The following is a 23,752-nucleotide window of genomic DNA, read 5'->3' on the forward strand; positions in this document are numbered from 1 at the left end:
ACGTCGCTGGCCCTGTGGTGGGGACCGCCTCGCGGGAGGGAGAGGAGGCGGTGACCGCGGGGGTGCCCGCGCTGGGGACTAGGCGCCGCGTCCGCTTGTGGCGGGGAGAGCGTGGGAGTCCGAACCGGTGGATGCCCGATCGTCGTCGACGTCGGCGAAATCCGAATCCGTGTACACCGATGCTACCTCGCCGTCGCGGCCCGCCTTCGCGCGGGCGCTTACGTCATCCGGGGTGCGGCCCGGCAGGTAGGGGCTCGGCTCGCTCCCGACGTGGCGCCGGGTCTGCACGATGAAGAGCACGAGCCCGAGAGCGACCGCGAGGAACGCGGCCCACACGTTGGTGCGGATGCCGAAGAAGATCTCGCTCGGGTCGATGCGGATCGACTCGAAGACCATGCGACCGAGGCCGTACCAGATGAGGTAGACGGCGAGGCCGCGGCCCCACTGCAGGCGGACGGCGCGACCGAGCGCCATGATGACGAGCGCGCCGGCGACGTTCCACACGATCTCGTACAGGAACGTCGGGTGGAAGAGCGTGCCCGCCGGGAGGCCGGCCGGGAAGGCGGCGTTGGTCGGGTCGACCTCGAGGCCCCACGGCAGCGTGGTGGGCGTGCCGAACAGCTCCTGGTTGAAGTAGTTGCCCATGCGGCCTGCGGCCTGCGCGAGGAGGAGGCCGGGGGCCAGCGCGTCGGCGAAGGTCCAGAAGCGGACGCCGGTCCACTTGGAGCCGAGCCAGACGCCCACGGCGCCGCCGATGAGGGCGCCGAAGATGGCGATCCCGCCCTCCCACACGTAGAACACGCGCCAGAGGTTCGCGCCGTCGTAGAAGTAGTCGCCGGGGTGCGTGAGCACGTGGAATGCCCGCGCGCCGACGATGCCGAGCACGAGCGCGCACAGCGTGAAGTCGATGACCGTGCCCGACTCGACGCCGCGCGCCACGAGGCGGCGGTTGGTGAGGAACGCGGCGATGAGGATGCCGACGAGGATGCACACCGCGTAGGCGTGGATGACGAAGGTGAGCGGCAGGTCGATGCCGAAGCCCTGGAGCCACGCGGTGACGTCGAACCGGGTGTCGGACGGATCCGGGCTGGGGATGCTCATCGGGACGAACAACGGATGGCGCTCACTTTCGGAGGGGATTCGGCGGGCGCGGCGGGACCCCGGGCCGGGGCTACTGTAGCGCGGTTCCCCGCGCGAGATCGGCCGCGGCGCGGGCGACGCCGGGCACGCCGCCGTCGGCGAGGGCCGCCACGAGGGCGGACCCGACGATGGCGCCGTCGGCGTAGTCGAGCACCTCGCGGACCTGGTCGCCCGTGGAGATGCCGATGCCGACGCACGCGCTCGTGGAGCCCGCGTCGCGCAGGCGCGACACGAGGCCGCGGGCGGCCTGGTCGACGTCCTGCCGCGCGCCCGTGATGCCCATGGTGGACACGGCGTAGACGAAGCCGCGGCTCCGCTCGACCGCCTGGTGCAGACGGGCCTCGCTGGAGGACGGCGCCGCCAGGAACACGCGGTCCAGGCCCGTGCGCTCGGACGCGGCGAGCCAGTCGCCGCCCTCGTCCGGGATCAGGTCGGGCGTGATGAGGCCGGCGCCGCCCGCGGCGACGATGTCGTCCGCGAAGCGCTCCACGCCGTACTGGACGACGGGGTTCCAGTACGTCATGAGGAGCACGGGCGCGTCCACGCGCTGGGTGATCGCGTGCAGCGCGTCGAAGCCGTCGCGGAGGCGGAAGCCCTGCGCGAGCGCCGTCTGCGTGGCGCGCTGGATCACGGGGCCGTCCATGACCGGGTCGCTGTACGGCAGGCCGAGCTCGATGACGTCGACCCCGTTCTCGACGAGGGCGACGGCCGCCTCGATGCTCGTGGCGACGTCGGGGAAGCCGACGGGGAGGTAGCCGACGAGGGCGCCCGACCCCTGCTCGCGGCGGAGCGCGATGGTGCGCTCGACCGGGCTGCCCACGGGCGCGGCGGCGTGCGCGGACGCGGTCACGACTGCTCCGCCCCGGCGTCGATGAGGTCGAAGTACTTCCCCGCGGTCTCCATGTCCTTGTCTCCGCGGCCGCTGAGGTTGATCAGGATGATCGAGTCCGGGCCGAGCTCCTTGCCGAGCTCGAGCGCTCCGGCGAGGGCGTGCGCCGACTCGATGGCCGGGATGATGCCCTCCGTGCGGCTCAGGAGGCGCAGCGCGCTCATGGCCTGGTCGTCCGTGACGGGACGGTACGACGCGCGGCCGAGGTCCGACAGCCAGGAGTGCTCCGGGCCGACGCCCGGGTAGTCGAGGCCCGCGGAGATCGAGTGCGAGTCGATGGTCTGGCCGTCCTCGTCCTGGAGGAGGTAGCTGCGTGCGCCGTGCAGCATGCCGGGCCGGCCCTTGGTGATGGTGGCGGCCGTGCGCGGGGTGTCCGCGCCGTCGCCGCCGGCCTCGAAGCCGTAGAGGGCCACGTCGGCGTCGTCGAGGAACGCGTGGAAGATGCCGATGGCGTTGGATCCGCCGCCGACGCACGCGGCGACGGCGTCGGGCAGGCGGCCGGTGAGCGCGAGGACCTGCTCGCGCGCCTCCTCGCCGATGACCTTCTGGAGATCGCGGACCATGGCCGGGAACGGGTGCGGGCCCGCGACCGTGCCGAACACGTAGTTCGTGGTCTCGACGTTCGTGACCCAGTCGCGCATGGCGTCGTTGATGGCGTCCTTGAGCGTGCGCGAGCCCGAGCGGACCGGGATGACCTCGGCGCCGAGCAGGCGCATCCGCGCCACGTTGAGCGCCTGGCGCTCCGTGTCGACCTCGCCCATGTAGATGACGCAGTCGAGGCCGAAGAGCGCCGCCGCGGTGGCGGTCGCGACGCCGTGCTGGCCTGCGCCCGTCTCGGCGATGATGCGCTTCTTGCCGATCTTCTTCGTGAGCAGGGCCTGGCCCAGCACGTTGTTGATCTTGTGCGAACCGGTGTGGTTGAGGTCCTCGCGCTTGAGGATGATGCGGGCCCCGCCGGCGTGCTCGGCGAAGCGCGGCACCTCCGTGATGAGGGACGGGCGTCCGGTGTAGCTGCGGTGCAGCTCCTTCAGCTCCTCGATGAACGCGGGATCGACCTTGAGCTCCTCCCACGCCTCCGACAGCTCGTCGAGGGCGGCGACGAGGGACTCCGGCACGTAGCGCCCGCCGAAGTCGCCGAAGTACGGACCGGTCGCGCTGCGCAGGTCGGTCATGCGCGGATGTCCAGGAACTCGGTGAGCGTGCGGACGGGATCGCCCGTGACGAGCGCCTCGCCCACCAGGACGACGTCGGCGCCCGAGCGGCGGTAGTGCGCCACGTCGTCGGCCGTCTTCACCGCGGACTCCGCGATGCGCACGACACCCGCGGGGATGGAGTCGGCCAGCGATCCGAAGAGGTCGCGGTCCAGCTCGAATGTGGTGAGGTTGCGGGCGTTGACGCCGACGACCTGCGCGCCGAGGTCGAGGGCGCGCGACACCTCCTCCGCCGAGTGCGTCTCGACGAGCGCGGTCATGCCGAGCTCGTTCACGAGCGCGTGCAGCTCGACGAGGGTCTTCTGGTCGAGCGCGGCGACGATGAGGAGCACGAGGTCGGCGCCCGAGGCGCGCGCCTCCAGCACCTGGTACGGCTCGCCGATGAAGTCCTTGCGGAGGACGGGGATGGAGACGGTGTCGCGCACCTGCTCGAGGTCCTGCAGCGAGCCGCGGAACTTGCGGCCTTCCGTCAGGACGCTGATGGCGCTGGCGCCGCCGGTCTCGTAGCGGGACGCGAGGAGGGCGGGATCCGGGATCTCGGCGAGGGCGCCGCGCGACGGGCTCGAGCGCTTGACCTCGGCGATGATCTTCACGCGGTCGGCGGGCGCGAGGGCGCTCAGGGCGTCGAGGGCCGCGGGACGCGCGAGCGCGTCGGCCTCGACCTGGGCGAGGGGACGGGTCTCACGACGTGCGGCCGCGTCCTCGAGGGCTCCGGCGAGGAGGTCGCCCAGCATCTAGGAGTGCGCCTTCGCGTGCGTGACGGTGCGGTGCCCGCCGACGCCGAAGCCCAGCTTCTTCATGACGCCGCCGGTGATCCAGCCGAGGATCGCGAGGACCGCGGAGGCCCACACGACGGGCTCGATGGCGAACCAGAAGGCGATGGTGCCGACGGTGAACGCGACGAGCATGATGACGACAGCCGTCCAGGCCGCCGGCGAGTTGCCGTGGCCGGGTTCTGCGGACTCTGTGGACATGCGTGCTCCTCGGGGTTCGTGCGATCGGGACGGATCGAGTCTACCCGGCGGCGTCGGGGCGGCCGTCGGGATGGGGACGGCCGGCGGGGCCCGTCAGGTGAGCCTCACGCGGCCCCTCCGGCCGGGGCGTCGTCCGCCTCGCCGGGCTCGCGGCGGGTGGGATCCGCGCCGCCGCTCAGGCTGTCCCAGGCCGCGACGGGATCCTCCCGCGGGACGATCCGGCGCGCGGGCGACTGGTCGGGCGCGTCGTAGCGGGACCGGCCGGTGGGCCAGCGCGGGCCGGTGATCGCGATGAACAGGCCCGTCAGCGCGGAGGCGATGCCCGCGACCAGCGTGACCGGGCCCCAGGGGGTCGTGGTCCACCCGACGACGAGGTCGGCCACGGGCGCCGATCCCGCCACGCCCGTGACGGTCGTGACCGCGGCCTCGCCCGCCTGGACGGGACCCGCGGTCGCGGAGAACGCCGTGAGCGCGACGGTCGCGCCGATGAGCGCCTGGAGGATCCCGAGCACCACGCGGAGCACGCGGCCGGCGATGGCGAGCGCGCCGGCGAGGGCGAGGCTCGAGAGCGCCAACGCGCTGAGCGCGGGGGCGGCGACGCTGCCCGCGACGGGCACGAGCGCCGGCGCCTGGCCGCCGATGCGGAGCGTCGACCAGTCCTGCGACCAGCCGAGGAAGGTGGCGGCGCTCGTGGCGAGGACGAGCAGGAGGGCGAGGGACTTCGTGCGGCGGGTGACGCGCATCAGCGCACGCGCCGCATGGCCTCGGCGACGGCCACGGCGCGCAGCGGGGCGGCGGCCTTGTTCTGCGACTCGAGGTACTCGGCGTCCGGGTCGGAGTCGGCGACCATGCCGCCGCCAGCCTGCACGTGCGCGATGCCGTCGACGATGGTCGCCGTGCGGATCGCGATGGCGAGGTCGGCGTCGCCCGCGAAGTCGAAGTAGCCCACGACTCCCCCGTACACGCCGCGCTGGGCGGGCTCGAGCTCGTCGATGATCTGCAGCGCGCGCGGCTTGGGCGCGCCCGAGAGCGTGCCGGCCGGGAACGTGGCGCGGAACACGTCGATGCTCGAGACGCCGGGCCGGAGCGTGCCCTCGACCGAGCTGACCAGGTGCATGATGTGGCTGAACCGCTCGACCCGCATGAACTCGGTGACCTCGACGGATCCCGGGGCGCAGGCCTTCAGCATGTCGTTGCGCGCGAGGTCGACCAGCATGAGGTGCTCGGCGCGTTCCTTCGGGTCGGCGAGGAGCGACTCCTCGTGGGCGACGTCCTCCTCCACGGTCGCGCCGCGGGGGCGGGATCCGGCGATGGGGTGCATGTAGACGTGGTCGTCGGTGACGGTGACGAGCGCCTCGGGCGAGGATCCGACGATCGAGTACGGCTTCCCGTCGGCGTCCTCGAGCGTGAGCAGGTACATGTACGGGCTCGGGTTGAGCACGCGCAGGATGCGGTAGACGTCGATCGGGTCGGCCGTGGTCGGCTGGTCGAAGCGCTGCGAGATCACGACCTGGAAGACGTCGCCCTCGTGGATGTGGTGCTTGCTGCGCGCGATGGCCGCGTGGAAGTCGGCGGGCTGGGTGCGGAGCGTCGCGGACGGCTGCGCCTGGAGGTCCACCTCGGCGAGGAACGTCTCGGACGGGCGGGCGAGGTCGGCCTGCATCCGGTCGAGGCGCGCCTGCGCGTCGGCCCACATGGCGTCCGCGTCGTCGACGCCGTCGTTCAGGGCGGTGGCGACGAGCGTGACGGTGCCGCGGCGGTGGTCGAGCACCGCGAGCTCGGAGACGAAGCTGAGCGCCTGGCCGGGCACGGGGACCTCGGCGGGCGGGCGGTCGGGCAGGCGCTCGATCTGCCGCACGGCCTCCCAGCCGATGAAGCCGACGAGGCCGCCGGTGAGCGGCGGCAGGCCGGGGATGCGCGGCGTCTCCCAGCGCGCGTAGAGCGCGGCGAGGGCGGCGAGCGGGCCGTCGGGCGCGTCCTCCCCGAGGGCGCGCTGCGCGTCGACGCCGTAGTCGAGCCAGCGCGCGACATCGCCCTGCTGCGTGAGGACGCCGAACGACGAGACGCCGACGAAGGAGAAGCGGGTCCAGATGCCGCCCTGGCCGGCGGACTCGAGCAGGAAGCTGCCGGGACGCCCCGCGGTCAGCTTGCGGTGCACGCCCACGGGCGTCTCGCCGTCGGCGAAGACCTCGCGGAGCACGGGGATCACCCGGTGGTCGGCGGCGAGGGCGTGGAACGCCTCGCGCGTGGTGGTGCCGGAGGCGGGTGCGCCGGGGCGCGGGGTCTCGCTCATGGGGTGGGCCCTTCGTCGGCGGCGGGGCGCGCGCCCGTGACGGGGTGGAGGTGGTCGGCGTCGAAGCAGGTGCGCGTGCCGGTGTGGCAGGCCACTCCTACCTGGTCGACCTGGACGAGGACCGTGTCGCCGTCGCAGTCGAGGGCTGCGTCGCGCACGTACTGTCCGTGCCCGGACGTGTCGCCCTTCCGCCAGTACTCGCTCCGGGAGCGGGACCAGAAGGTGACGCGACCCGTGGTGAGCGTGCGGCGGAGGGCCTCGCGATCCATGTAGCCGAGCATGAGCACCTCGCGCGTGTCGTGCTGCTGGATGACGGCGGGGAGCAGACCGTCGTCGGCGAAGGACGCGCGGGCGAGGATGCCGTCGACGTCGGGGACGCCGTGCACCGGGGAGTCGAGTGGGGCTGCGCTCATCGTCGGACCACCTGACCGGCGTCCGCGAGGGCGCCCTTGACGTCGCCGATCGTGAACCGGCGGGAGTGGAAGACGCTCGCGGCGAGCACGGCGTCGGCGCCGGCCTCGATCGCGGGCGCGAAGTGGTCCAGCTCGCCCGCGCCGCCCGAGGCGATGACGGGCACGCGGCTCGCGGCGCGCATCGCGGCCACGAGCTCGAGGTCGAAGCCGTCGCGCGTGCCGTCGGCGTCGATGGAGTTGACGAGCAGCTCGCCCGCGCCGCGCTCGACGGCCTCGCGCGCCCAGGCCACGGCGTCGATGGTCGTGCGCGTGCGGCCGCCGTGCGTCGTGACGACGAAGCCGGAGTCCGTGTCGCCGCGCGTGACGTCGAGCGAGAGGACGCACACCTGGGCGCCGAAGCGGTCGGCGATCTCGCCCACGAGGTCGGGGCGCGCGATGGCCGCGCTGTTGACGCCGATCTTGTCCGCGCCGCTCGCGAGCAGCCGCGCGACGTCGTCGGCGCTGCGCACTCCCCCGCCGACCGTCAGCGGGATGAAGACCTGCTCGGCGGTGGCGCTCACGACGTCGTACATCGTGGAGCGGTCCTCGACCGTGGCCGTGACGTCGAGGAAGGTGAGCTCGTCCGCACCCTGCTCGTAGTAGAGGCGCGCGAACTCGACGGGATCGCCCGCGTCCTGCAGGTCGAGGAAGTTGACGCCCTTGACGACGCGGCCGGCGGCCACGTCGAGGCAGGGGATCACGCGGACGGCGAGGCCGCCGGAGGACGGGGACCCGGGCACGGGACGGTCGGCGGCCACATCAGATCCGGGCGGCGTGGATCGGGCTGACGAGGATGGCGCGTGCGCCCACCTCGTGCAGGCGGTCCATGATCTGGTTCGTGTCGTCGCGGGGCACCATCGACCGCACGGCGACCCACGCGGGATCCTGCAGCGGCGAGATGGTGGGCGACTCGATGCCCGGCGTGATGGCGGTCGCGGCGTCGAGCAGCGACAGCGGCACGTCGTAGTCCATGAGCACGTAGCGGCGGGCGACGAGCACGCCCTCGAGGCGGCGGAGCAGCGTGGCGGCACCCGCCTTCTCCTCGGCGCCGGAGATGAGCACGGCGGTGGAGCGGAGGATCACGGGGCCGAAGATCTCGAGCCCGGCCTTCCGCAGCGTGGTGCCGGTCTCGACGACGTCGGCGATGGCGTCCGCGACGCCCAGCTGGATGGCCGACTCGACCGCGCCGTCGAGGCGGATCAGCTGCGCCTCGACGCCGTGCTCGCGGAGGAAGCCGCCCACGAGGACGGGGTAGCTGGTGGCGATGCGCACGCCGGCGAGGTCGGCGAGGTCCGCGAAGCGGCCGACGGGTCCCGCGAAGCGGAACGTGGATCCCGCGAAGCCGAGCTCCGCGGTCTCGACGGCCTCGGACGCGGAGTCGATGAGGAGGTCACGGCCGGTGATGCCGACGTCGAGCGCGCCGGATCCGACGTAGGTCGCGATGTCGCGCGGGCGGAGGTAGAAGAACTCGACGTCGTTGCGCGCGTCGAGGACGTAGAGCTCCTTGGGGTCACGACGGCCGGCGTACCCGGCCTCGGCGAGCATCTGGGCGGCGGTCTCTGAGAGCGAGCCCTTGTTGGGCACGGCGACACGGAGCATGGGGATCACTTCTTCCGATGGAGGGGACGACACGGGTGACTCGCGCGTCACAGATGTCGGCCGACGTCCTCCAGGGTGAGGCCGCGCGCGATCATCATGACCTGCACGTGGTACAGCAGCTGCGAGATCTCCTCGGCCGCGCGGTCGTCGGACTCGTGCTCGGCCGCCATCCAGACCTCGGCGGCCTCCTCGACGACCTTCTTGCCGATCGCGTGCACGCCGCCGTCGAGCTCGCGGACGGTGCCGGACCCCTCGGGCCGCTCGGCGGCGATCCGGGTCAGCTCGCCGAACAGGTCATCGAAGGTCTTCACGTGCTCCAGGGTACAGCCGCACGACGGGCGCCCGGCACGACGACGGGAGGCCGGGAGCGCGACGCTCCCGGCCTCCCGGTGGTGGTGCGATGGTGCGGCGGACGAGGCCCTAGCCGACGCCCTGCAGGTCGATCACGAAGATCAGCGTGCGGCCGGAGAGGCGGTGTCCGCCGCCCGCGGGGCCGTACGCGAGCTCCGGCGGGACGACGAGCTGGCGGCGGCCGCCGACCTTCATGCCGGGGATGCCCTGCTGCCAGCCGGCGATGAGGCTGCGGAGGGGGAAGCGCACGGACTGGCCGCGGCTCCACGAGGAGTCGAACTCCTCGCCGGACTCGAAGTCGACGCCGAGGTAGTGCACGTCGACCGTGTCGCCGGGCTGGGCCTCGGGGCCGTCGCCCACGGTGATGTCGGAGATGGTGAGCTCTGCGGGGGCCGGGCCGTCGACGGGCTCGACCTCGGGCTTCGTGGTGTCGGTCATGGATCCAGTCAAGCAGATCCGCGCGGGCCCTCCGTCAGTGCGCGTGGGTGTGCGCCTCGGCGGCCCGGCGCAGCTCGGCGATGGCCGCCTCGGGGTCGCCGCCGCGGAAGACGCCGGATCCGGAGACGAACGTGTCGGCGCCGGCCTCGGCCGCGCGGCCGATGGTCTCGACGTCGATGCCGCCGTCCACCTGGAGCCACACGTCGTGGCCGGACTCGCGGAGGCGGGAGCGGAGGGCGCGGAGCTTGGGCATCGTCTCGGGCATGAAGGACTGGCCGCCGAAGCCGGGCTCGACCGTCATCACGAGCACCTGGTCGAACTCGTGGAGCAGGTCGAGGTAGTCGTCGACGGGGGTGCCGGGCTTCAGCGCGATGCCGGCGCGCGCGCCGATCTCCCGGAGGCGCCTGGCGAGCGCGACGGGCTCGCGCGTGGCCTCCGCGTGGAAGGTGACGCTCGCGGCGCCCGCCTCCGCGTAGCCGGGGGCCCAGCGGTCGACGTCGTCGATCATCAGGTGGATGTCGAGCGGCACCGGGGTCACCTGCTGGAGGCGCTCCACCATCGGCAGGCCGAAGGTGAGGTTCGGCACGAAGTGGTTGTCCATGATGTCGACGTGCACGAGGTCGGCGGTGGCGAGGCGCTGGATCTCGCGCTCCAGGTTCGCGAAGTCGGCGGACAGGATGCTCGGTTCGATGCGGACGGGCATGCTCCCGACCCTACCGGCGGGTCAGCAGGGCGATGAACATGGCGTCCGTGCCGTGCCGGTGCGGCCAGAGCTGCACGCTGGAACCGCGGGACCCGGCGTCCGGGTCGGCCGCCGGCAGCTCGAGGTCGCCGTCGGCCACCTCCTGCAGCACGGCGCGGGTGTCGAGCGCGGTCACGTCGGCGTGGCGCTGGAGCGCGGCCTGCACGATGGCGCGGGTCTCGGCGAGGTGCGGCGAGCACGTGACGTAGGCGAGGATCCCGCCGGGCGCGAGCGCACCGATCGCGGAGTCGATGAGGCCGGCCTGCAGGGCGCCGAGGCCCGCGACGTCGCGCGGGGTCTTGCGCCAGCGCGCCTCGGGTCGGCGGCGGAGGGCGCCGAGGCCGCTGCAGGGGGCGTCGAGCAGGATCCGGTCGAACTCCCCCGGGTGGGTCTCCCCCACGGTCGTGCCGTCGAGCTCCCACACCTCGGTGTCGCCGGGGACGGCGCGGAGGGCGTCGCGGACGAGGCCCGCGCGCGCCGGGACGAGCTCGTTGGCGGTGAGCAGCGCGCCGGAGCGTCCCGCCTCGGCGGCGAGCAGCGCGGCCTTGCCGCCGGGCCCCGCGCACAGGTCGAGCCAGCGCTCGCCCGGGGTGACGTCGCGGGCGCGGCTGAGCGCGAGGGCGGCGAGCTGGGAGCCCTCGTCCTGCACGCGGACGCGGCCCGCGGCGACGCCCGGCGCGTCCATCGGGTCGCCGCCCTCGAGGTAGGCGCCGACGGGCGAGAACGCGGCGGGCTGCTCGCCCGTCTCCGCGACGGTCGCGAGGCCCGGGAGCGCGACGAGGCTGACGGCGGGCGCGGCGTTGTCGGCGCGCAGCAGGTCCTCAAGCTCGTCGGCGCGGCCCTCGCGGGCGAGCGCCTGACGGAGGGCGCGCAGCACCCAGAGCGGGTGGGAGTGCTCGAGGGCGAGGCGCTCGTCGTCGCTCGCGGCGCTGTCGAGGACGCGCTGCCGCCACGCGTCGGGCTCCGAGCGGGTGATGGTGCGGAGGACGCCGTTGACGAAGCCCGTGGCCGAGCGCGATCCGACCGCCCGCGCCATGTCGACGCCCTCGTTCACGGCCGCGTGGGTCGCGACGCGCATGCTCAGCAGCTGGTGGACGGAGAGGCGCAGGACGTCGAGGATCGGCGCGTCGATCGCCGTGGCGGGGCGACCGGCGGCCAGCTCGACGACGCGGTCGTAGTAGCCGGACATGCGCAGGGTGCCGTAGGTCAGCTCGGTGGCGAGCGCCGCGTCCTGCGCGCTGAGGGCCGCGCGGCGGATCTTCACGGGCAGGAGCAGGTTCGCGTACGCGTCCGACTCGCGGACCGCGCTCACGACCTCGTAGGCGACGCGGCGGGCGGGGCTCACGGTGGCGGGGCCGCCGACGTCCGGGCGGCCCCCTCCCGCGGGGCGGCGTCGGCCCGGTCGGCGGGCGGGGGATCCGGTGCTGTCGCTCATCGTGCGGTGACGTCCTTGTTCGTGACGCCGCGCCACCAGTCGGCGGCGGGCATGGTGCTCTTCCCGGCGGGCTGCACCTGGATGAGCTCGACGGGGTGGCTGGCGGTGCCGACCGCGACGCGGCCGTCGACGGCCGCGATCGCGCCGGGCGCGAGCGGCGCGGCGTCGCGCAGGGCGGCCGCGAGGTGGATCTTGAGGCGCACGTCGTCCACGGACGTGTGCGCGCCGGGCTCGGGCGTGACGCCGCGGATCCGCGCGAGCACCTCGTCGGCGGGGAGGGCCCAGTCGATGCGGCCGTCCTCGATCGTGGTCTTCGGCGCGAGCGTCGGCTCACCCTCCTGCGGGCGCGCGACGGCGGTGCCCGCCGCGATGGCGTCGACCGTGCGCGCGAGGAGGTCGGCGCCCTGGACCGCGAGCGCGTCGAGCACGTGACCGGCCGTCTCGTGGTCGCCCGTGGGCCGCTCCTCCATCGCGAAGACGGGACCCGTGTCCATGCCGCGCTCCAGCTGGAAGACGCTCGCGCCCGTGACGCGCTCGCCCGCCATGATCGACCGCTGGACGGGCGCGGCGCCGCGCCACCGGGGCAGCAGGGAGAAGTGCAGGTTGATCCAGCCGCGCGCGGGCGTCGAGAGCAGCGGCTCGCGCACGAGGCCGCCGTAGGCGACGATGACGCCGAGCTCCGCGTCCACCGCGGCGATGCGGGCGGTCGCGTCGTCGTCGAGGCGGTTGACCCGGAGCGTCGGGATGCCCAGGCGCTCGGCCTCCGCGGCGACGGGCGACGGGGTGAGCACGCGCTTGCGCCCGAGCGGCGCGTCGGCGCGGGTCACGACGAGCGCGACCTCGTGGCCGGACGCCGCGAGCAGCTGGAGCGAGGGCACGGCCGCGAAGGGCGTGCCGGCGAAGACGAGTCTCATTGCGCATTCCTCTCGGGGACGGCGTGCGGGTGGGCGGGGCGGGCGGAGGCGGCGGGTGCGGGGGCGACGCGGCCGGGTGCGCGGGCCAGGCGGCGGCCGGGGATCAGAACAGCCCCGTGTCGTCGAACCGTACACGGAGCGGGACCGTGGGCCGGAACCCGGTGCGGCCGGCGACGGGCTTCCGACGGCTCGAGGCGTTGCGCACGACGGCGGCGCGCAGCTCCCGCGCCGCGTCGGGGCCGCTCGCGTAGTCGAGGCGGACGATGGCCCGCACGCGACCCTGCTCGGTGGGCACCGGGCCGAGGATGTCGACCCCCTCGATCCCCGCGAGCCGCTCGACCGCCTGGCCGACCGCGTCCGGGAGCCCTTCGACGCTCGCGGCGCGCACGGCCGGCGGGAAGCGCAGGGCCCGGCGCTCGAGCAGCTCCTCGCGGGCGTACCGCGCCTGCTGCCAGGTCGCGAGGGCGCGCGCGACCTGGCCGCCGACGCCCACGAGCATCACGGGCGCGCGGGGCGCGGCGAGGGCGGCGGCGTTGGACCACTGGCGGAGCACGTCCTCCCCCACCCGGAGGCTCTCGCGGGCGAGCATCCGCTCGCCGTCGAGCAGCAGGATCGCGCGGTAGCCGCCCGCTGCGACGGGCTCGGCCCCGCGCGTGGCCACGACGAGCCGCGACTCGGCGTCGACCTCCTGCACGTGGCGCTCGCCGTCGGCCAGCACCACCTGCACGCCGGGGAACGCGCGGCCGAGCTCCTCCGCGGTGCGACCTGCGCCGATGGTGACGAGGCGCAGCTCGTCGGATCCGCAGTTGACGCAGCGCCAGTCCCCCGCGAGGTGCCCGCACCAGCCGCACGTGGGCGTGCTCGTGGCGGTCGACATGCCGAGCGGGCCCGTGCAGACGGTGCAGCGGGCGGCCTGCCGGCAGGCGCGGCAGGCGACGAGCGGCGCGTAGCCGGGGCTGGCGACCTGGATGAGGACCGGCCCGTGCTCGACGGCGTCCTTCGCCGCGCGCCAGGCGCCCGACGGGATCCTGGCCTGCCGGGCGAAGCCCTCGTCTCCCGTCTGGGACGTGGTCGGGATCACCCGCGGGGTGCGGGTCGCGGCGGGCGACACGCTCGCGAGGTAGCCGATGGCGACGAGGCGCTCGACCTCCGTGCTCCGGGAGTGCGCGAGCAGCACGAGCGCGGTGCCCTGCTGGCGGCTGCGGAGGAGGGCGACGTCGCGCGCGTGGGCGTAGGGGCTGAGCGGCTCGGCGTGCAGCGGGTCGCCCTCGTCCCACATCGCGACGAGGCCGAGGCGGGGCGCGGGCGCGTACACGGCGGAGCGGTTGCCGACGACGATGCGGGGCGCGTCGCCGAGGCCGGCGAGGAAGGAGCGGTAGCGGTCGGGGCCGGACTGGCGCGCGTCGGTGCGCAGCACGGATCCGGCGGGGGCGTGCGCGGCGAGGGCCGCCTCCAGCTGGTCCTGGTCGCGGTAGTCGGGCACCACGAGGACGCTGCTGCGGCCGGACGCGAGGACGCGGGCCGCGGCCTGCGCGAGCGTGACGGCCCAGCGGCCGGCCCAGACGCCGCCCGGCAGCTCGACGACCTCGGGCACGGCGTCGACCGCGACGCGCCCGGATCCGTCGACGGCGGCGTCGAGCGTGCCCGGCGCGTAGCCGTCGATCGGCGGGAGCGCGGAGATGGCGGCGGCGGGCTCGGCGGGATCATCGGGAGAGGCGTCGGCGGCGGGTTCCGCGAGGGCCGCGAGGTGCGCCTTCTCGACCCGCACCTGCCGCGGCGGCACGGCGAGCCGGATCACGTCGGACGCGGTCCCGGCCTGCCGGTCGGCGACCTCCCGCGCGAGCGTCCAGATCTCCGGGCGCAGCACCGGCAGCGGCGACACGACCTGCTCCACCTCGCTGAGCGCGCCGTCGTATCCGCCGCCGTCGCCGACCTCGACCACGTAGCCGTCGGCCACCCGGCCCGCGGACCGCAGCGGCACGCGCACGCGCACGCCGGGCACGCACGTCTCCCGCAGCGCCTCGGGCACCGCGTAGTCGAACAGGCGGTCGAGCTGCGGCAGCGGGGAGTCGACCATGACCCGCACGACGGGCGGGCGGGTGCCCGCGGGCGCGGCCGGGGAGGCCGTCGACGGATCCCCCGCGGTCACCTGGCGCTCCCGATCACGCCGGGATCCGGGCGGCGGCGCGCGTCAGAGGCCCGCGGCGCTCTGCAGGTCGGCGACACGGTCGAGCGCCTCCCAGGTGAAGTCCGGCAGCTCGCGGCCGAAGTGCCCGTACGCGGCGGTCTGCGCGTAGATGGGACGGAGCAGGTCGAGCCGCTCGACGATGGCGGCGGGACGCAGGTCGAAGGTCTCGCGGATGGCGCGCACGATGCGGTCCTCGGGCACGTGCGCCGTGCCGAAGGTCTCGACGTAGAGGCCCACGGGCGCCGCCTTGCCGATGGCGTACGCGACCTGCACCTCGAGCCGGTCGGCGAGGCCCGCGGCGACCGCGTTCTTCGCGACCCAGCGCATGGCGTACGCGGCGCTGCGGTCGACCTTCGACGGGTCCTTGCCGCTGAACGCGCCGCCGCCGTGCCTGCTGAAGCCGCCGTACGTGTCGACGATGATCTTCCGGCCGGTGAGCCCGGCGTCGCCCTTCGGCCCGCCGATCTCGAACTTGCCGGTGGGGTTGATGAGCAGGGTCGCGTCGCGCGAGTCGAGCTCGATGCCGATCTCCGCGGCCTGCGCCAGCACCGGCCGGATCACGTGCTCCTCGACCTCGCGGCGGAGGTCCTCCTGGGAGACCTGCGGGCCGTGCTGGGTGGAGAGCACGACGGTGTCGACCGTGCGGGGCACGAGCCCGTCGTAGCCGATGGTGACCTGGGTCTTGCCGTCGGGGCGGAGGTACGCCAGCTCGCCCGAGTGGCGGACGGCCGCGAGGCGCTCGGCGAGGCGGTGCGCGAGGTAGATGGGCAGCGGCAGGAAGACGGGGGTGTCGCGCGACGCGTAGCCGAACATGAGGCCCTGGTCGCCGGCGCCCTGGAGGTCGTGCGCGTCGGTGGACGCGGATCCCGAGCGGGACTCGTAGGAGCGGTCGACGCCCTGCGCGATGTCGGGCGACTGCGCGCCGATCGACACCGTGACCCCGCAGTTGCTCCCGTCGAAGCCGACCTCGGAGGAGTCGTAGCCGATGTCCCGGATGCGGTCGCGCACGATCTGCGGGATGTCGACGTACCCGCTGGTGGTGACCTCCCCCGCCACGTGCACGAGCCCGGTGGTGACGAGGGTCTCGACGGCCGCGCGGCTGGTCGGGTCCTGCGTGAGGAGCGCGTCGAGGATGCTGTCCGAGATCTGGTCGCAGATCTTGTCGGGGTGGCCCTCGGTGACGGACTCGGAGGTGAACAGGCGCAGGTCGGTCACGGGTCTCTCCAGGGGGATCGCGTGGCGAGAGCCGGTCGCTATCGCGGAGTCGGCTGACCCACTACGTCGAGAATTCGATGGGCCACCTGCTCCTTGGAGCCGGAGGCCTCGGCCAGTGTATCGCCGGCGATCCCGAGCACCGTGATCGTGTTGCCCTCTGTGGCGAACCCCTCGGCCCACCCCACCCTGTTGAGGACGAGCAGGTCGCAGCCCTTCCGGGCGAGCTTCGCGCGGCCGATCCGCAGCAGCTCCTCCGGGTCCTCCTCGGTCTCCGCCGCGAAGCCGACGACGACGCGGCGCGAGCCGTCCGCGCGCGGCACGGCGGCGTCGGCCGCGAGGCGCTGCAGGATGTCCGGGTTCCGCACCAGATCGACGGAGAGGGCGTCGCCCGCCTCCTCCTTCTTGATCTTGCCCGCGGAGACGGCGACGGGCCGGTAGTCGGCGACGGCCGCGGCCATGATCACGACGTCGGCGTCCTCCGCCTCGCGCACCATGGCGTCGGAGAGCTCGAGGGCGGTCGACACGGGCACCACGCGGACGCCCGTCGGGGCGGGCACCTCGAGGTGCGCGGCGACCAGGACGACGTCGGCGCCGCGGTCGCGCGCGGCGGATGCGAGGGCGACCCCCTGCCTGCCGGAGGAGCGGTTGCCGAGGAAGCGCACGGGATCCAGCGGCTCGCGCGTGCCGCCCGCGGAGAGGACGATGCGGCGTCCCGCGAGGTCGCGACCACCGGGGCGCACCGCGGCGAGGGCGGCGGCGATGACGTCCTCCACCTCGGCCATGCGACCGGGACCGGAGTCCGTGCCGGTGAGGCGGCCCGAGGTGGGGCCGACGAGGGTGGCGCCGCGGGAGCGCAGGAGGGCCGCGTTGGCCTGGGTCGCCGGGTGCTGCCACATCTCGGTGTGCATCGCGGGGGCGACCACGAGGGGCGCGCGGCTGGCGAGGATCGTGGTGCCGAGCAGGTCGTCCGACAGGCCGAGGGCCATGGTCGCGAGCGTGTGCGCGGTGGCGGGGGCCACGACGATGAGGTCGGCCTTCTGGCCCAGCGCCACGTGGCGGACCTCGGAGACGCCGTCGTACAGGTCGCTCGTGACGGGGTTCCGGCTGACGGCCTCGAGCGTGGGCTTCCCGACGAAGCGGAGCGCCGCCTCGGTCGGCACGACGTGCACGTCGTGGCCGAGGAGCACGAGGCCCCTGACCACGCCTACGGCCTTGTAGGCCGCGATCCCGCCGGTGATCCCCACGACCACCATCACGCGGCGGCGCTCCGGTGCCCGGAGGCGGGAGCGGTGTGCGGCGTGCGGTGGGCGCGGGGCATCCGGGAGGGCAGGCGGCTAGGAGGCCGCGGGCTCCACGATGGGCGTGGCGACGAGCTTGTCCTCGTTGATCTCGTGCATGGCGACCGAGAGGGGCTTGTCGTCGATGGTGGAGTCGACGAGCGGTCCGACGTTGTCGAAGAGGCTGCCCTCGTGCAGGTCGGCGTAGTAGTCGTTGATCTGGCGGGCCCGCTTGGAGGCGAAGATCACGAGCGCGTACTTCGAGTCGACCTTCGAGAGGAGCTCGTCGATGGGCGGGTCGATGATGCCCTGGGTCTTGTCAACCATGGATGTGCCGCTTCCTCATTGCATGGAAGAAGGCCGCACGGGTCCGTGTCATGGACCGACGGCCTTCCTGGATTTCATCAAGTCTACGACCTCGCGCGCCGCCTCCGCGACATCGCGGTTGACGACGAGGTGGTCGAACTCGTCCTGGGCGGCCAGCTCGACCTTCGCGGTGTCGAGCCGGCGCTGCTGCTCCTCGGGCCCCTCGGTGCCGCGGCCGACAAGGCGGCGCACGAGCTCCTCCCAGGTGGGCGGCAGCAGGAACACGAGCCGCGCCTCGGGCATCGCGGCCCTCACCTGCCGCGCGCCCTGGATGTCGATCTCGAGCAGCACGCTGCGTCCTTCGGCCAGGGCGGCGTCGATGGGCGCGCGCGGCGTGCCGTAGCGGTGGGCGTTGTGCACCGTCGCCCACTCGAGGAGCTCCCCGTGCTCGACCATGCGGTCGAACTCGGCGTCGGACACGAAGTAGTAGTTGACGCCCTCGACCTCGCCGGGACGCGGCGCGCGCGTGGTGGCGGAGACGGAGAGCAGCACGTCGGGCTCGTTCTCGCGGATGAAGGTGGAGACGGTGCCCTTGCCCACCGCGGTCGGGCCCGCGAGCACGACGAGCCGGCTCGGCTCGACGATCTGCTTCGCGGCCTGCCACTCCTCGAGGAAGCGCGTGAGCCGCACGCGCTGGTGCACGCCGAGGCCGCCGAGGCGCTTGGCGGCGGAGATGCCGAGCTCGCCGAGGATCCGCTCGAGCTTGGTGGGGCCGATGTTCGGGATGCTCGTGAGGAACTCGGTGACGCGGAGCGTGCTCTCGGCGCGGTGGGCGGGATCCGCTGACGCGTCGAGCACGCCGAGCGGCGTGCGCTCCCCCGTGACGATGTCGTGCTTCACCTGGGCCCGGGCCCGGCGGGCGGCGACGGCGGCCTGCGACGCGGCGACCCGGTCGACCTCGGGTGGTTCGGGCCTCATGGCAGCACCTCTTCGAGTCGTCCGGCGTGGTCGGTGACGGCCTCCGCGACACGCCGTGGCCCTGCCGCGAGGATACTCCGCGAGGCGGCCGCGATCACAACGCCGGAGGCCTGTCCGAACAGCGACCGGACATCGCCGAGCAGCGCGCCCTGGTGGCCGAAGCCGGGCGCGAGGATCGGCGTGCGGGTCAGCCGCGCGAGGTCGAGCCCCGCGTCGGCGGCGTCGACCGTCGCGCCGACGACCAGGCCGAATGGCCCGGGATCGGCCGACGGGTCGTCGATCGGGCCGTTCGCGGCGACCGCGGCGTCCTGGATCCCGCGGGCGACCGTGCGGGCGGACGCGGATCCGTCCCCCGGGAGCACGGCGCGCTGGAGGTCGCGCGCCTCGGGGTTCGAGGTCGCGGCGAGGACGAAGATGCCCGCGCCCCAGCCGTCGGCGGCGGCGCGCACGCCGTCGAGGGACCCGACGCCCGTGTAGGCGGTCAGCGTGACGGCGTCGGCGCGCAGCGGGCTGTCGGGCGCGAGCCACGCGGCGCCGTACGCGTCGACGGTGGAGCCGATGTCGCCGCGCTTGGCGTCGGCGATCACGAGGAGGCCGGCGTCGCGCGCGGCGGCGAGCACGCGCTCGAGGGCGGCGTACCCGGCGGATCCGTGCCGCTCGAAGAACGCGACCTGCGGCTTGACGATCCCAGCCCGCCCCGCGGTCGCCTCGACCACGCGCAGCCCGAACTCCTCGAGGCCGCGCGCGTCGTCGGCGAGGCCCCACGCGTCGAGCAGCGACCGGTGCGGGTCGATGCCGACGCAGAGGTGGCCGCGCTCCCGGAAGGCGCGGGCGAGGCGCGCGCCGAACGGCGGGGCGGCCGCGGCCGCCCCGCCGTCCGCGGTCGTCACCTGCGCGCCTCGCGGGCGATCGCGTAGTCCTGCAGGCTCGTCACGTCGAACCCGGCGCGGATGGCGTCGAACGACGCGACCGCGGCCGTGAGCTGCGCGATGGTCGTGAACAGCGGCTTGTCGGCCGCCACGGCCGCCGCGCGGATCTCGTAGCCGTCCGCCCGCGCGGTGCGGCCCGACGGCGTGTTGATCACGACGTCCACCTCGTCGCGGTTGATGAGGTCGACGATCGACGGCGAGTCGCCCGCGGCCGGGGCCTCGCTGTACTTGCGCACGACGCGCGTCTGGATCCCGTTGCGGCTGAGGATCTCGGCCGTGCCCTCGGTCGCGAGCACCTCGAAGCCGAGCTGCTGCAGGCGCAGCACCGGCAGCACGATGGAGCGCTTGTCGCGGTCGGCGACCGAGACGAACACCGTGCCGGAGAGCGGGAGGCCGCCGAACGCCGCCTCCTGGCTCTTGGCGAACGCGCGCGGGAAGTCGCGGTCGATGCCCATGACCTCGCCCGTGGAGCGCATCTCCGGTCCGAGCACGGAGTCGACGATGAGGCCGTCCTTCGTGCGGAACCGCTTGAAGGGCAGCACGGCCTCCTTCACGGCGACGGGCGAGTCCATCGGGACGTCGGACCCGTCGCGCTCGGGAAGGAGGCCTGAGGCCTTCAGCTCGGCGATGGACGTGCCGACCATGACGAGCGACGCGGCCTTCGCGAGCGGGATGCCGAGCGCCTTGGAGACGAACGGCACCGTGCGGCTCGCGCGCGGGTTCGCCTCGAGGACGTAGAGCACGCCCGCCCCGATCGCGAACTGCACGTTGAGGAGGCCGCGCACGCCCACGCCCTCGGCGATGGCGCGCGTGGCGTCGACGACCTGCTGGATCTGGCCTCGGCCGAGGGTCACGGGCGGGAGGGTGCAGCTCGAGTCGCCGGAGTGGATCCCGGCCTCCTCGATGTGCTCCATGACGCCGCCCACGTACAGCTCGGTGCCGTCGTAGATCGCGTCGATGTCGATCTCGATGGCGTCGTCGAGGAACCGGTCGATGAGGAGCGGCTTGCCCTCGCCGATGATCCCCTGGTCGGCCATGCGCAGGAAGTAGTCGTGCAGCGTGGCGGTGTCGAACACGATCTCCATGCCGCGGCCGCCGAGCACGTAGCTGGGGCGGACGAGCACGGGGTAGCCGATCTCCTCCGCGACGACCACGGCCTCGTCGATCGCGACCGCCGTGCCGTTGCGCGGCGCGACGAGACCCGCGGCGTCGAGGATCCCGGAGAACAGGCCCCGCTCCTCCGCGAGGTCGATGGCCGACGGGCTCGTGCCGAGGATCGGGACGCCCGCGGCCTCGAGGCCCTTGGCGAGCCCGAGCGCGGTCTGGCCGCCGAGCTGCACGACGACGCCGACGAGCTCGCCCGCCTGCTGCTCGACGTGCACGATCTCGAGCACGTCCTCGAGCGTGAGCGGCTCGAAGTAGAGGCGGTCGCTCGTGTCGTAGTCGGTCGAGACCGTCTCCGGGTTGCAGTTGATCATGATGGTCTCGAAGCCGGCGTCCGCCAGCGCGAACGACGCGTGCACGCACGAGTAGTCGAACTCGATGCCCTGGCCGATGCGGTTCGGGCCCGAGCCCAGGATGAGCACCTTGCGGCGGTCGGACGGCACGATCTCCGTCTCGGAGTCGTAGCTGGAGTAGTGGTACGGCGTGAGCGCCGGGAACTCGCCCGCGCACGTGTCGACCGTCTTGAACACGGGGCGGATGCCGGCCGCGTGGCGCGCGTCGCGCACCTCCTGCTCGGTCAGCCCGCGGATCTCGGCGATCTGCGCGTCCGAGAAGCCGTGGTCCTTGGCCTCGCGGAGCGTGTCGGCATCGAGCGAGCCGGCGTCGCGCACGGCGTCGGCGACCTCGTTGATCAGCACGATCTGGTCGATGAACCAGGGGTCGATCTTCGTGGCGTCGAACACCTGCTCGGCGGTCGCCCCCGCGCGCAGCGCCTGCTGCACCGTGACGATGCGGCCGTCGGTGGGCGTGCGGCTCACCTCGAGGAGCTCGTCGACGGAGCGCGTCTCGGGGCCCCAGTGGAACGAGGATCCGCGCTTCTCGAGCGAGCGCAGCGCCTTCTGCAGCGCCGTGGAGTAGTTGCGGCCGATGGCCATGGCCTCGCCGACCGACTTCATGGTGGTGGTGAGCTCGGCGTCCGCGGCCGGGAACTTCTCGAACGCGAAGCGCGGAACCTTCACGACCACGTAGTCGAGCGTCGGCTCGAAGCTCGCGGGCGTGACCTTGGTGATGTCGTTCGGGATCTCGTCGAGCCGGTAGCCGATGGCGAGCTTCGCGGCGATCTTGGCGATGGGGAAGCCCGTCGCCTTCGACGCGAGCGCGCTGGATCGGGAGACGCGCGGGTTCATCTCGATGACGATGAGGCGGCCGTCGGCGGGGTCGACCGCGAACTGGATGTTGCAGCCGCCCGTGTCGACGCCCACGCGGCGGATGATGTCGATGCCGATGTCGCGCATGTGCTGGTACTCGCGGTCGGTGAGCGTGAGGGCCGGCGCCACGGTGATCGAGTCGCCCGTGTGCACGCCGACCGGGTCGACGTTCTCGATGGAGCAGACGACGACCGTGTTGTCGGCGGTGTCGCGCATGAGCTCGAGCTCGTACTCCTTCCAGCCGAGGATCGACTCCTCGAGGAGCACCTCGGTGGTGGGGCTCGACTGCAGGCCGTCGGCGACCATGCGCTCGAGCTCCTGGCGCGTGTGCGCGAAGCCGGAGCCGAGGCCGCCCATGGTGAAGGAGGGGCGGATGACGAGCGGGTAGCCGAGGTCCTCGGCGAACTCGACGGCCTGCTCGAGCGTCTTCGCGACGTGCGAGCGGGCGACGTCGGCGCCGGACTCGATGACGAGGTCCTTGAAGAGCTGGCGGTCCTCGCCCTTCTGGATGGCCTCGACCTTCGCGCCGATGAGCTCCACGCCGTGCTTGGCGAGGATGCCGAGCTCGTCGAGCCGGATGGCCGCGTTGAGCGCCGTCTGGCCGCCGAGCGTCGGGAGCACCGCGTCGGGACGTTCCTTGATGATGATCTTCTCGAGCACCTCGCTCGTGATGGGCTCGATGTACGTCGCGTCGGCGAAGCCCGGGTCGGTCATGATCGTGGCGGGATTCGAGTTCACGAGGATGACGCGCACGCCCTCCTCGCGGAGCACGCGGCAGGCCTGCGTGCCCGAGTAGTCGAACTCGGCGGCCTGGCCGATGACGATCGGCCCGGAGCCGATGACGAGGACGCTGTTGATGTCGTCGCGCTTGGGCATTACACGGTCTCCTGGGTGGTCGCGGCGGATGCGGGGGCGGTGCCCGAGGCGTCGTGGATCAGCTCGATGAACCGGTCGAAGAGGTACGACGAGTCGTGCGGGCCGGCGGCCGCCTCCGGGTGGTACTGGACGCTGAATGCGGGGATGTCGAGGCAGTTCAGCCCCTCGACCACCTGGTCGTTGAGGGACACGTGGCTGACCTCCGCGCGGCCGAAGCCGGCGGGGCTGTCGACGGGTCCGTCGAGCGGCGCGGAGACCGCGAAGCCGTGGTTCTGGCTCGTGATCTCGACGCGGCCCGTGCGGCGGTCGAGCACGGGCTGGTTGATCCCGCGGTGGCCGAACGGCAGCTTGTAGGTGTCGAATCCGAGGGCGCGGCCGAGGAGCTGGTTGCCGAAGCAGATCCCGAAGAACGGGATGCCCTTGCGGAGCACGTCCTGCAGGAGCTCGACGTGGTACTGCGAGGCCTCGGGGTCGCCGGGGCCGTTCGAGTAGAAGACGGCCGTGGGCGCGAGCTCCGCGAGCTCCTCCGTGGTGATCGACTGCGGCACCACGTGCACGTCGAGGCCGCGGGCCGCGAGGTGCTTGACCGTGGCGGTCTTGATCCCGAGGTCGAGCACCGCGACGGATCCGATGCGCTCGCCCACCGCGGGGACCGTGTAGGTCTCCTGCGTGGAGACCTCGGCGGAGAGGTTGCGGCCGGCCATGTCGGGTGCCTGGCGCACCTGCGCGAGCTGCTCGTCGTCGCCGAGCGCGAGGGCGTCGCCAGAGAAGACGCCGGCGCGCATGGCTCCCTCGTCGCGGATCCGGCGCGTGACGGCGCGCGTGTCGATGCCGGAGATGCCGACGACGCCCTGCGCGACGAGGTCGTCCTCGAGCGTGCGCTGCCCGCGGAAGTTGGAGACCACGCGGGAGGGGTCGCGGACGACGTAGCCGGCGACCCAGATGCGGCGGGACTCCATGTCGTCGTCGTTCATGCCGGTGTTGCCGATGTGCGGCGCCGTCTGGAGCACGATCTGGCCCGCGTAGGACGGGTCGGTGATCGTCTCCTGGTAGCCGGTCATGCCGGTCGCGAAGACGGCCTCGCCGAGGGTCACGCCGCGGGCGCCGTACGCGCGTCCGACGTACCTCCGTCCGTCCTCGAGCACCAGGACAGCTCGTTCGTGTCGGGCCATG

General features: G+C 73.6%; 23 protein-coding genes. All 23 read right to left on the reverse strand.

All coding sequences use genetic code 11. The features are described 5' to 3' along the window. Positions 1 to 78 precede the first annotated feature (78 nt). The 23 genes from lgt to carA all read right to left on the reverse strand — a co-directional run bounded on the left by lgt (position 79) and on the right by carA (position 23,751). Positions 79 to 1,101, reverse strand: coding sequence for a prolipoprotein diacylglyceryl transferase (lgt, locus tag ITJ40_RS09015; protein ID WP_194666692.1), 1,023 nt, complete (start codon positions 1,099 to 1,101; stop codon positions 79 to 81). A gap of 70 nt (positions 1,102 to 1,171) precedes the next feature. Next, entirely contained in the window at positions 1,172 to 1,990 is an 819-nt protein-coding gene (gene trpA, locus ITJ40_RS09020; protein WP_370532020.1) for a tryptophan synthase subunit alpha, read from the reverse strand. Next, complete coding sequence (gene trpB, locus ITJ40_RS09025) at positions 1,987 to 3,201, reverse strand: tryptophan synthase subunit beta (protein WP_194666693.1); 1,215 nt, start codon at positions 3,199 to 3,201, stop codon at positions 1,987 to 1,989. The genes trpA and trpB overlap by 4 nt, the downstream gene beginning before the upstream one ends. After that, the gene (gene trpC / locus ITJ40_RS09030; RefSeq protein ID WP_194666694.1) at positions 3,198 to 3,974 is read right to left on the reverse strand and encodes an indole-3-glycerol phosphate synthase TrpC; all 777 of its coding nucleotides are present in this window, start codon (positions 3,972 to 3,974) and stop codon (positions 3,198 to 3,200) included. The genes trpB and trpC overlap by 4 nt, the downstream gene beginning before the upstream one ends. Continuing rightward, positions 3,975 to 4,214, reverse strand: a complete 240-nt coding sequence (locus ITJ40_RS09035) for a DUF6704 family protein (RefSeq protein ID WP_015490434.1) — start codon at positions 4,212 to 4,214, stop codon at positions 3,975 to 3,977. It abuts the gene before it with no gap. A gap of 104 nt (positions 4,215 to 4,318) precedes the next feature. Continuing rightward, entirely contained in the window at positions 4,319 to 4,957 is a 639-nt protein-coding gene (locus ITJ40_RS09040) for a Trp biosynthesis-associated membrane protein (protein ID WP_194666695.1), read from the reverse strand. Continuing rightward, positions 4,957 to 6,507, reverse strand: coding sequence for an anthranilate synthase component I (locus tag ITJ40_RS09045; protein ID WP_194666696.1), 1,551 nt, complete (start codon positions 6,505 to 6,507; stop codon positions 4,957 to 4,959). The genes ITJ40_RS09040 and ITJ40_RS09045 overlap by 1 nt, the downstream gene beginning before the upstream one ends. Continuing rightward, a complete protein-coding gene (gene hisI / locus ITJ40_RS09050) occupies positions 6,504 to 6,920 on the reverse strand; it encodes a phosphoribosyl-AMP cyclohydrolase (protein ID WP_194666697.1) in 417 nt (138 codons plus the stop codon). Before hisI ends, ITJ40_RS09045 begins: the two co-directional genes overlap by 4 nt. After that, on the reverse strand, positions 6,917 to 7,717 hold the full coding sequence (gene hisF, locus ITJ40_RS09055) for an imidazole glycerol phosphate synthase subunit HisF (RefSeq protein WP_370532021.1): 801 nt from the start codon (positions 7,715 to 7,717) through the stop codon (positions 6,917 to 6,919). The genes hisI and hisF overlap by 4 nt, the downstream gene beginning before the upstream one ends. A 1-nt stretch (position 7,718) precedes the next feature. Next, positions 7,719 to 8,558 (reverse strand): ATP phosphoribosyltransferase, encoded by an 840-nt coding sequence (gene hisG / locus ITJ40_RS09060; RefSeq protein ID WP_194666698.1) that lies wholly within the window; start codon positions 8,556 to 8,558, stop codon positions 7,719 to 7,721. A gap of 47 nt (positions 8,559 to 8,605) precedes the next feature. Next, positions 8,606 to 8,869 (reverse strand): phosphoribosyl-ATP diphosphatase, encoded by a 264-nt coding sequence (locus tag ITJ40_RS09065; protein ID WP_012038459.1) that lies wholly within the window; start codon positions 8,867 to 8,869, stop codon positions 8,606 to 8,608. A gap of 109 nt (positions 8,870 to 8,978) precedes the next feature. After that, complete coding sequence (locus ITJ40_RS09070; protein ID WP_012038460.1) at positions 8,979 to 9,347, reverse strand: FKBP-type peptidyl-prolyl cis-trans isomerase; 369 nt, start codon at positions 9,345 to 9,347, stop codon at positions 8,979 to 8,981. A gap of 34 nt (positions 9,348 to 9,381) precedes the next feature. Beyond that, positions 9,382 to 10,050 (reverse strand): ribulose-phosphate 3-epimerase, encoded by a 669-nt coding sequence (gene rpe, locus ITJ40_RS09075; protein ID WP_194666699.1) that lies wholly within the window; start codon positions 10,048 to 10,050, stop codon positions 9,382 to 9,384. Between the two features lie 10 nt (positions 10,051 to 10,060). Beyond that, positions 10,061 to 11,524: an RsmB/NOP family class I SAM-dependent RNA methyltransferase gene (locus ITJ40_RS09080; protein ID WP_194666700.1), complete on the reverse strand. Its 1,464-nt coding sequence runs from the start codon at positions 11,522 to 11,524 to the stop codon at positions 10,061 to 10,063. After that, positions 11,521 to 12,438: a methionyl-tRNA formyltransferase gene (gene fmt / locus ITJ40_RS09085; protein WP_194666701.1), complete on the reverse strand. Its 918-nt coding sequence runs from the start codon at positions 12,436 to 12,438 to the stop codon at positions 11,521 to 11,523. Before fmt ends, ITJ40_RS09080 begins: the two co-directional genes overlap by 4 nt. Positions 12,439 to 12,541: 103 nt before the next feature. Continuing rightward, on the reverse strand, positions 12,542 to 14,587 hold the full coding sequence (locus ITJ40_RS09090; RefSeq protein ID WP_194666702.1) for a primosomal protein N': 2,046 nt from the start codon (positions 14,585 to 14,587) through the stop codon (positions 12,542 to 12,544). A 42-nt stretch (positions 14,588 to 14,629) separates the two neighbouring features. Continuing rightward, a complete protein-coding gene (gene metK / locus ITJ40_RS09095) occupies positions 14,630 to 15,841 on the reverse strand; it encodes a methionine adenosyltransferase (protein WP_194666703.1) in 1,212 nt (403 codons plus the stop codon). 38 nt (positions 15,842 to 15,879) lie between these two features. Beyond that, a complete protein-coding gene (gene coaBC, locus ITJ40_RS09100) occupies positions 15,880 to 17,094 on the reverse strand; it encodes a bifunctional phosphopantothenoylcysteine decarboxylase/phosphopantothenate--cysteine ligase CoaBC (protein WP_194666988.1) in 1,215 nt (404 codons plus the stop codon). Between the two features lie 81 nt (positions 17,095 to 17,175). Continuing rightward, positions 17,176 to 17,445 (reverse strand): DNA-directed RNA polymerase subunit omega, encoded by a 270-nt coding sequence (gene rpoZ, locus ITJ40_RS09105; RefSeq protein ID WP_012038467.1) that lies wholly within the window; start codon positions 17,443 to 17,445, stop codon positions 17,176 to 17,178. A gap of 48 nt (positions 17,446 to 17,493) precedes the next feature. After that, positions 17,494 to 18,402, reverse strand: coding sequence for a guanylate kinase (gmk, locus tag ITJ40_RS09110; protein WP_194666704.1), 909 nt, complete (start codon positions 18,400 to 18,402; stop codon positions 17,494 to 17,496). Beyond that, entirely contained in the window at positions 18,399 to 19,292 is an 894-nt protein-coding gene (gene pyrF / locus ITJ40_RS09115) for an orotidine-5'-phosphate decarboxylase (RefSeq protein ID WP_194666705.1), read from the reverse strand. Before pyrF ends, gmk begins: the two co-directional genes overlap by 4 nt. Further along, the gene (gene carB / locus ITJ40_RS09120; RefSeq protein ID WP_194666706.1) at positions 19,289 to 22,579 is read right to left on the reverse strand and encodes a carbamoyl-phosphate synthase large subunit; all 3,291 of its coding nucleotides are present in this window, start codon (positions 22,577 to 22,579) and stop codon (positions 19,289 to 19,291) included. The genes pyrF and carB overlap by 4 nt, the downstream gene beginning before the upstream one ends. Beyond that, on the reverse strand, positions 22,579 to 23,751 hold the full coding sequence (carA, locus tag ITJ40_RS09125) for a glutamine-hydrolyzing carbamoyl-phosphate synthase small subunit (RefSeq protein WP_194666707.1): 1,173 nt from the start codon (positions 23,749 to 23,751) through the stop codon (positions 22,579 to 22,581). Before carA ends, carB begins: the two co-directional genes overlap by 1 nt. Position 23,752 lies beyond the last annotated feature (1 nt).

The organism is Clavibacter sp. VKM Ac-2872 (assembly GCF_015351105.1).
In the GTDB taxonomy this organism is placed as follows: Bacteria; Actinomycetota; Actinomycetes; order Actinomycetales; family Microbacteriaceae; genus Clavibacter.

Bases quoted from the DNA above. Each gene is read 5' to 3' on its own strand.
- ITJ40_RS09035 (WP_015490434.1), bottom strand. From the start codon at position 4,214: ATGTCCACAGAGTCCGCAGAACCCGGCCACGGCAACTCGCCGGCGGCC.
- carA (WP_194666707.1), bottom strand. From the start codon at position 23,751: ATGGCCCGACACGAACGAGCTGTCCTGGTGCTCGAGGACGGACGGAGG.
- ITJ40_RS09045 (WP_194666696.1), bottom strand. From the start codon at position 6,507: ATGAGCGAGACCCCGCGCCCCGGCGCACCCGCCTCCGGCACCACCACG.
- hisI (WP_194666697.1), bottom strand. From the start codon at position 6,920: ATGAGCGCAGCCCCACTCGACTCCCCGGTGCACGGCGTCCCCGACGTC.
- rpoZ (WP_012038467.1), bottom strand. From the start codon at position 17,445: ATGGTTGACAAGACCCAGGGCATCATCGACCCGCCCATCGACGAGCTC.
- trpC (WP_194666694.1), bottom strand. From the start codon at position 3,974: ATGCTGGGCGACCTCCTCGCCGGAGCCCTCGAGGACGCGGCCGCACGT.
- rpe (WP_194666699.1), bottom strand. From the start codon at position 10,050: ATGCCCGTCCGCATCGAACCGAGCATCCTGTCCGCCGACTTCGCGAAC.
- coaBC (WP_194666988.1), bottom strand. From the start codon at position 17,094: ATGGTGGTCGTGGGGATCACCGGCGGGATCGCGGCCTACAAGGCCGTA.
- ITJ40_RS09040 (WP_194666695.1), bottom strand. From the start codon at position 4,957: ATGCGCGTCACCCGCCGCACGAAGTCCCTCGCCCTCCTGCTCGTCCTC.
- trpB (WP_194666693.1), bottom strand. From the start codon at position 3,201: ATGACCGACCTGCGCAGCGCGACCGGTCCGTACTTCGGCGACTTCGGC.
- fmt (WP_194666701.1), bottom strand. From the start codon at position 12,438: ATGAGACTCGTCTTCGCCGGCACGCCCTTCGCGGCCGTGCCCTCGCTC.
- carB (WP_194666706.1), bottom strand. From the start codon at position 22,579: ATGCCCAAGCGCGACGACATCAACAGCGTCCTCGTCATCGGCTCCGGG.
- ITJ40_RS09080 (WP_194666700.1), bottom strand. From the start codon at position 11,524: ATGAGCGACAGCACCGGATCCCCCGCCCGCCGACCGGGCCGACGCCGC.
- hisG (WP_194666698.1), bottom strand. From the start codon at position 8,558: ATGCTCCGTGTCGCCGTGCCCAACAAGGGCTCGCTCTCAGAGACCGCC.
- ITJ40_RS09070 (WP_012038460.1), bottom strand. From the start codon at position 9,347: ATGACCGACACCACGAAGCCCGAGGTCGAGCCCGTCGACGGCCCGGCC.
- gmk (WP_194666704.1), bottom strand. From the start codon at position 18,402: ATGAGGCCCGAACCACCCGAGGTCGACCGGGTCGCCGCGTCGCAGGCC.
- lgt (WP_194666692.1), bottom strand. From the start codon at position 1,101: ATGAGCATCCCCAGCCCGGATCCGTCCGACACCCGGTTCGACGTCACC.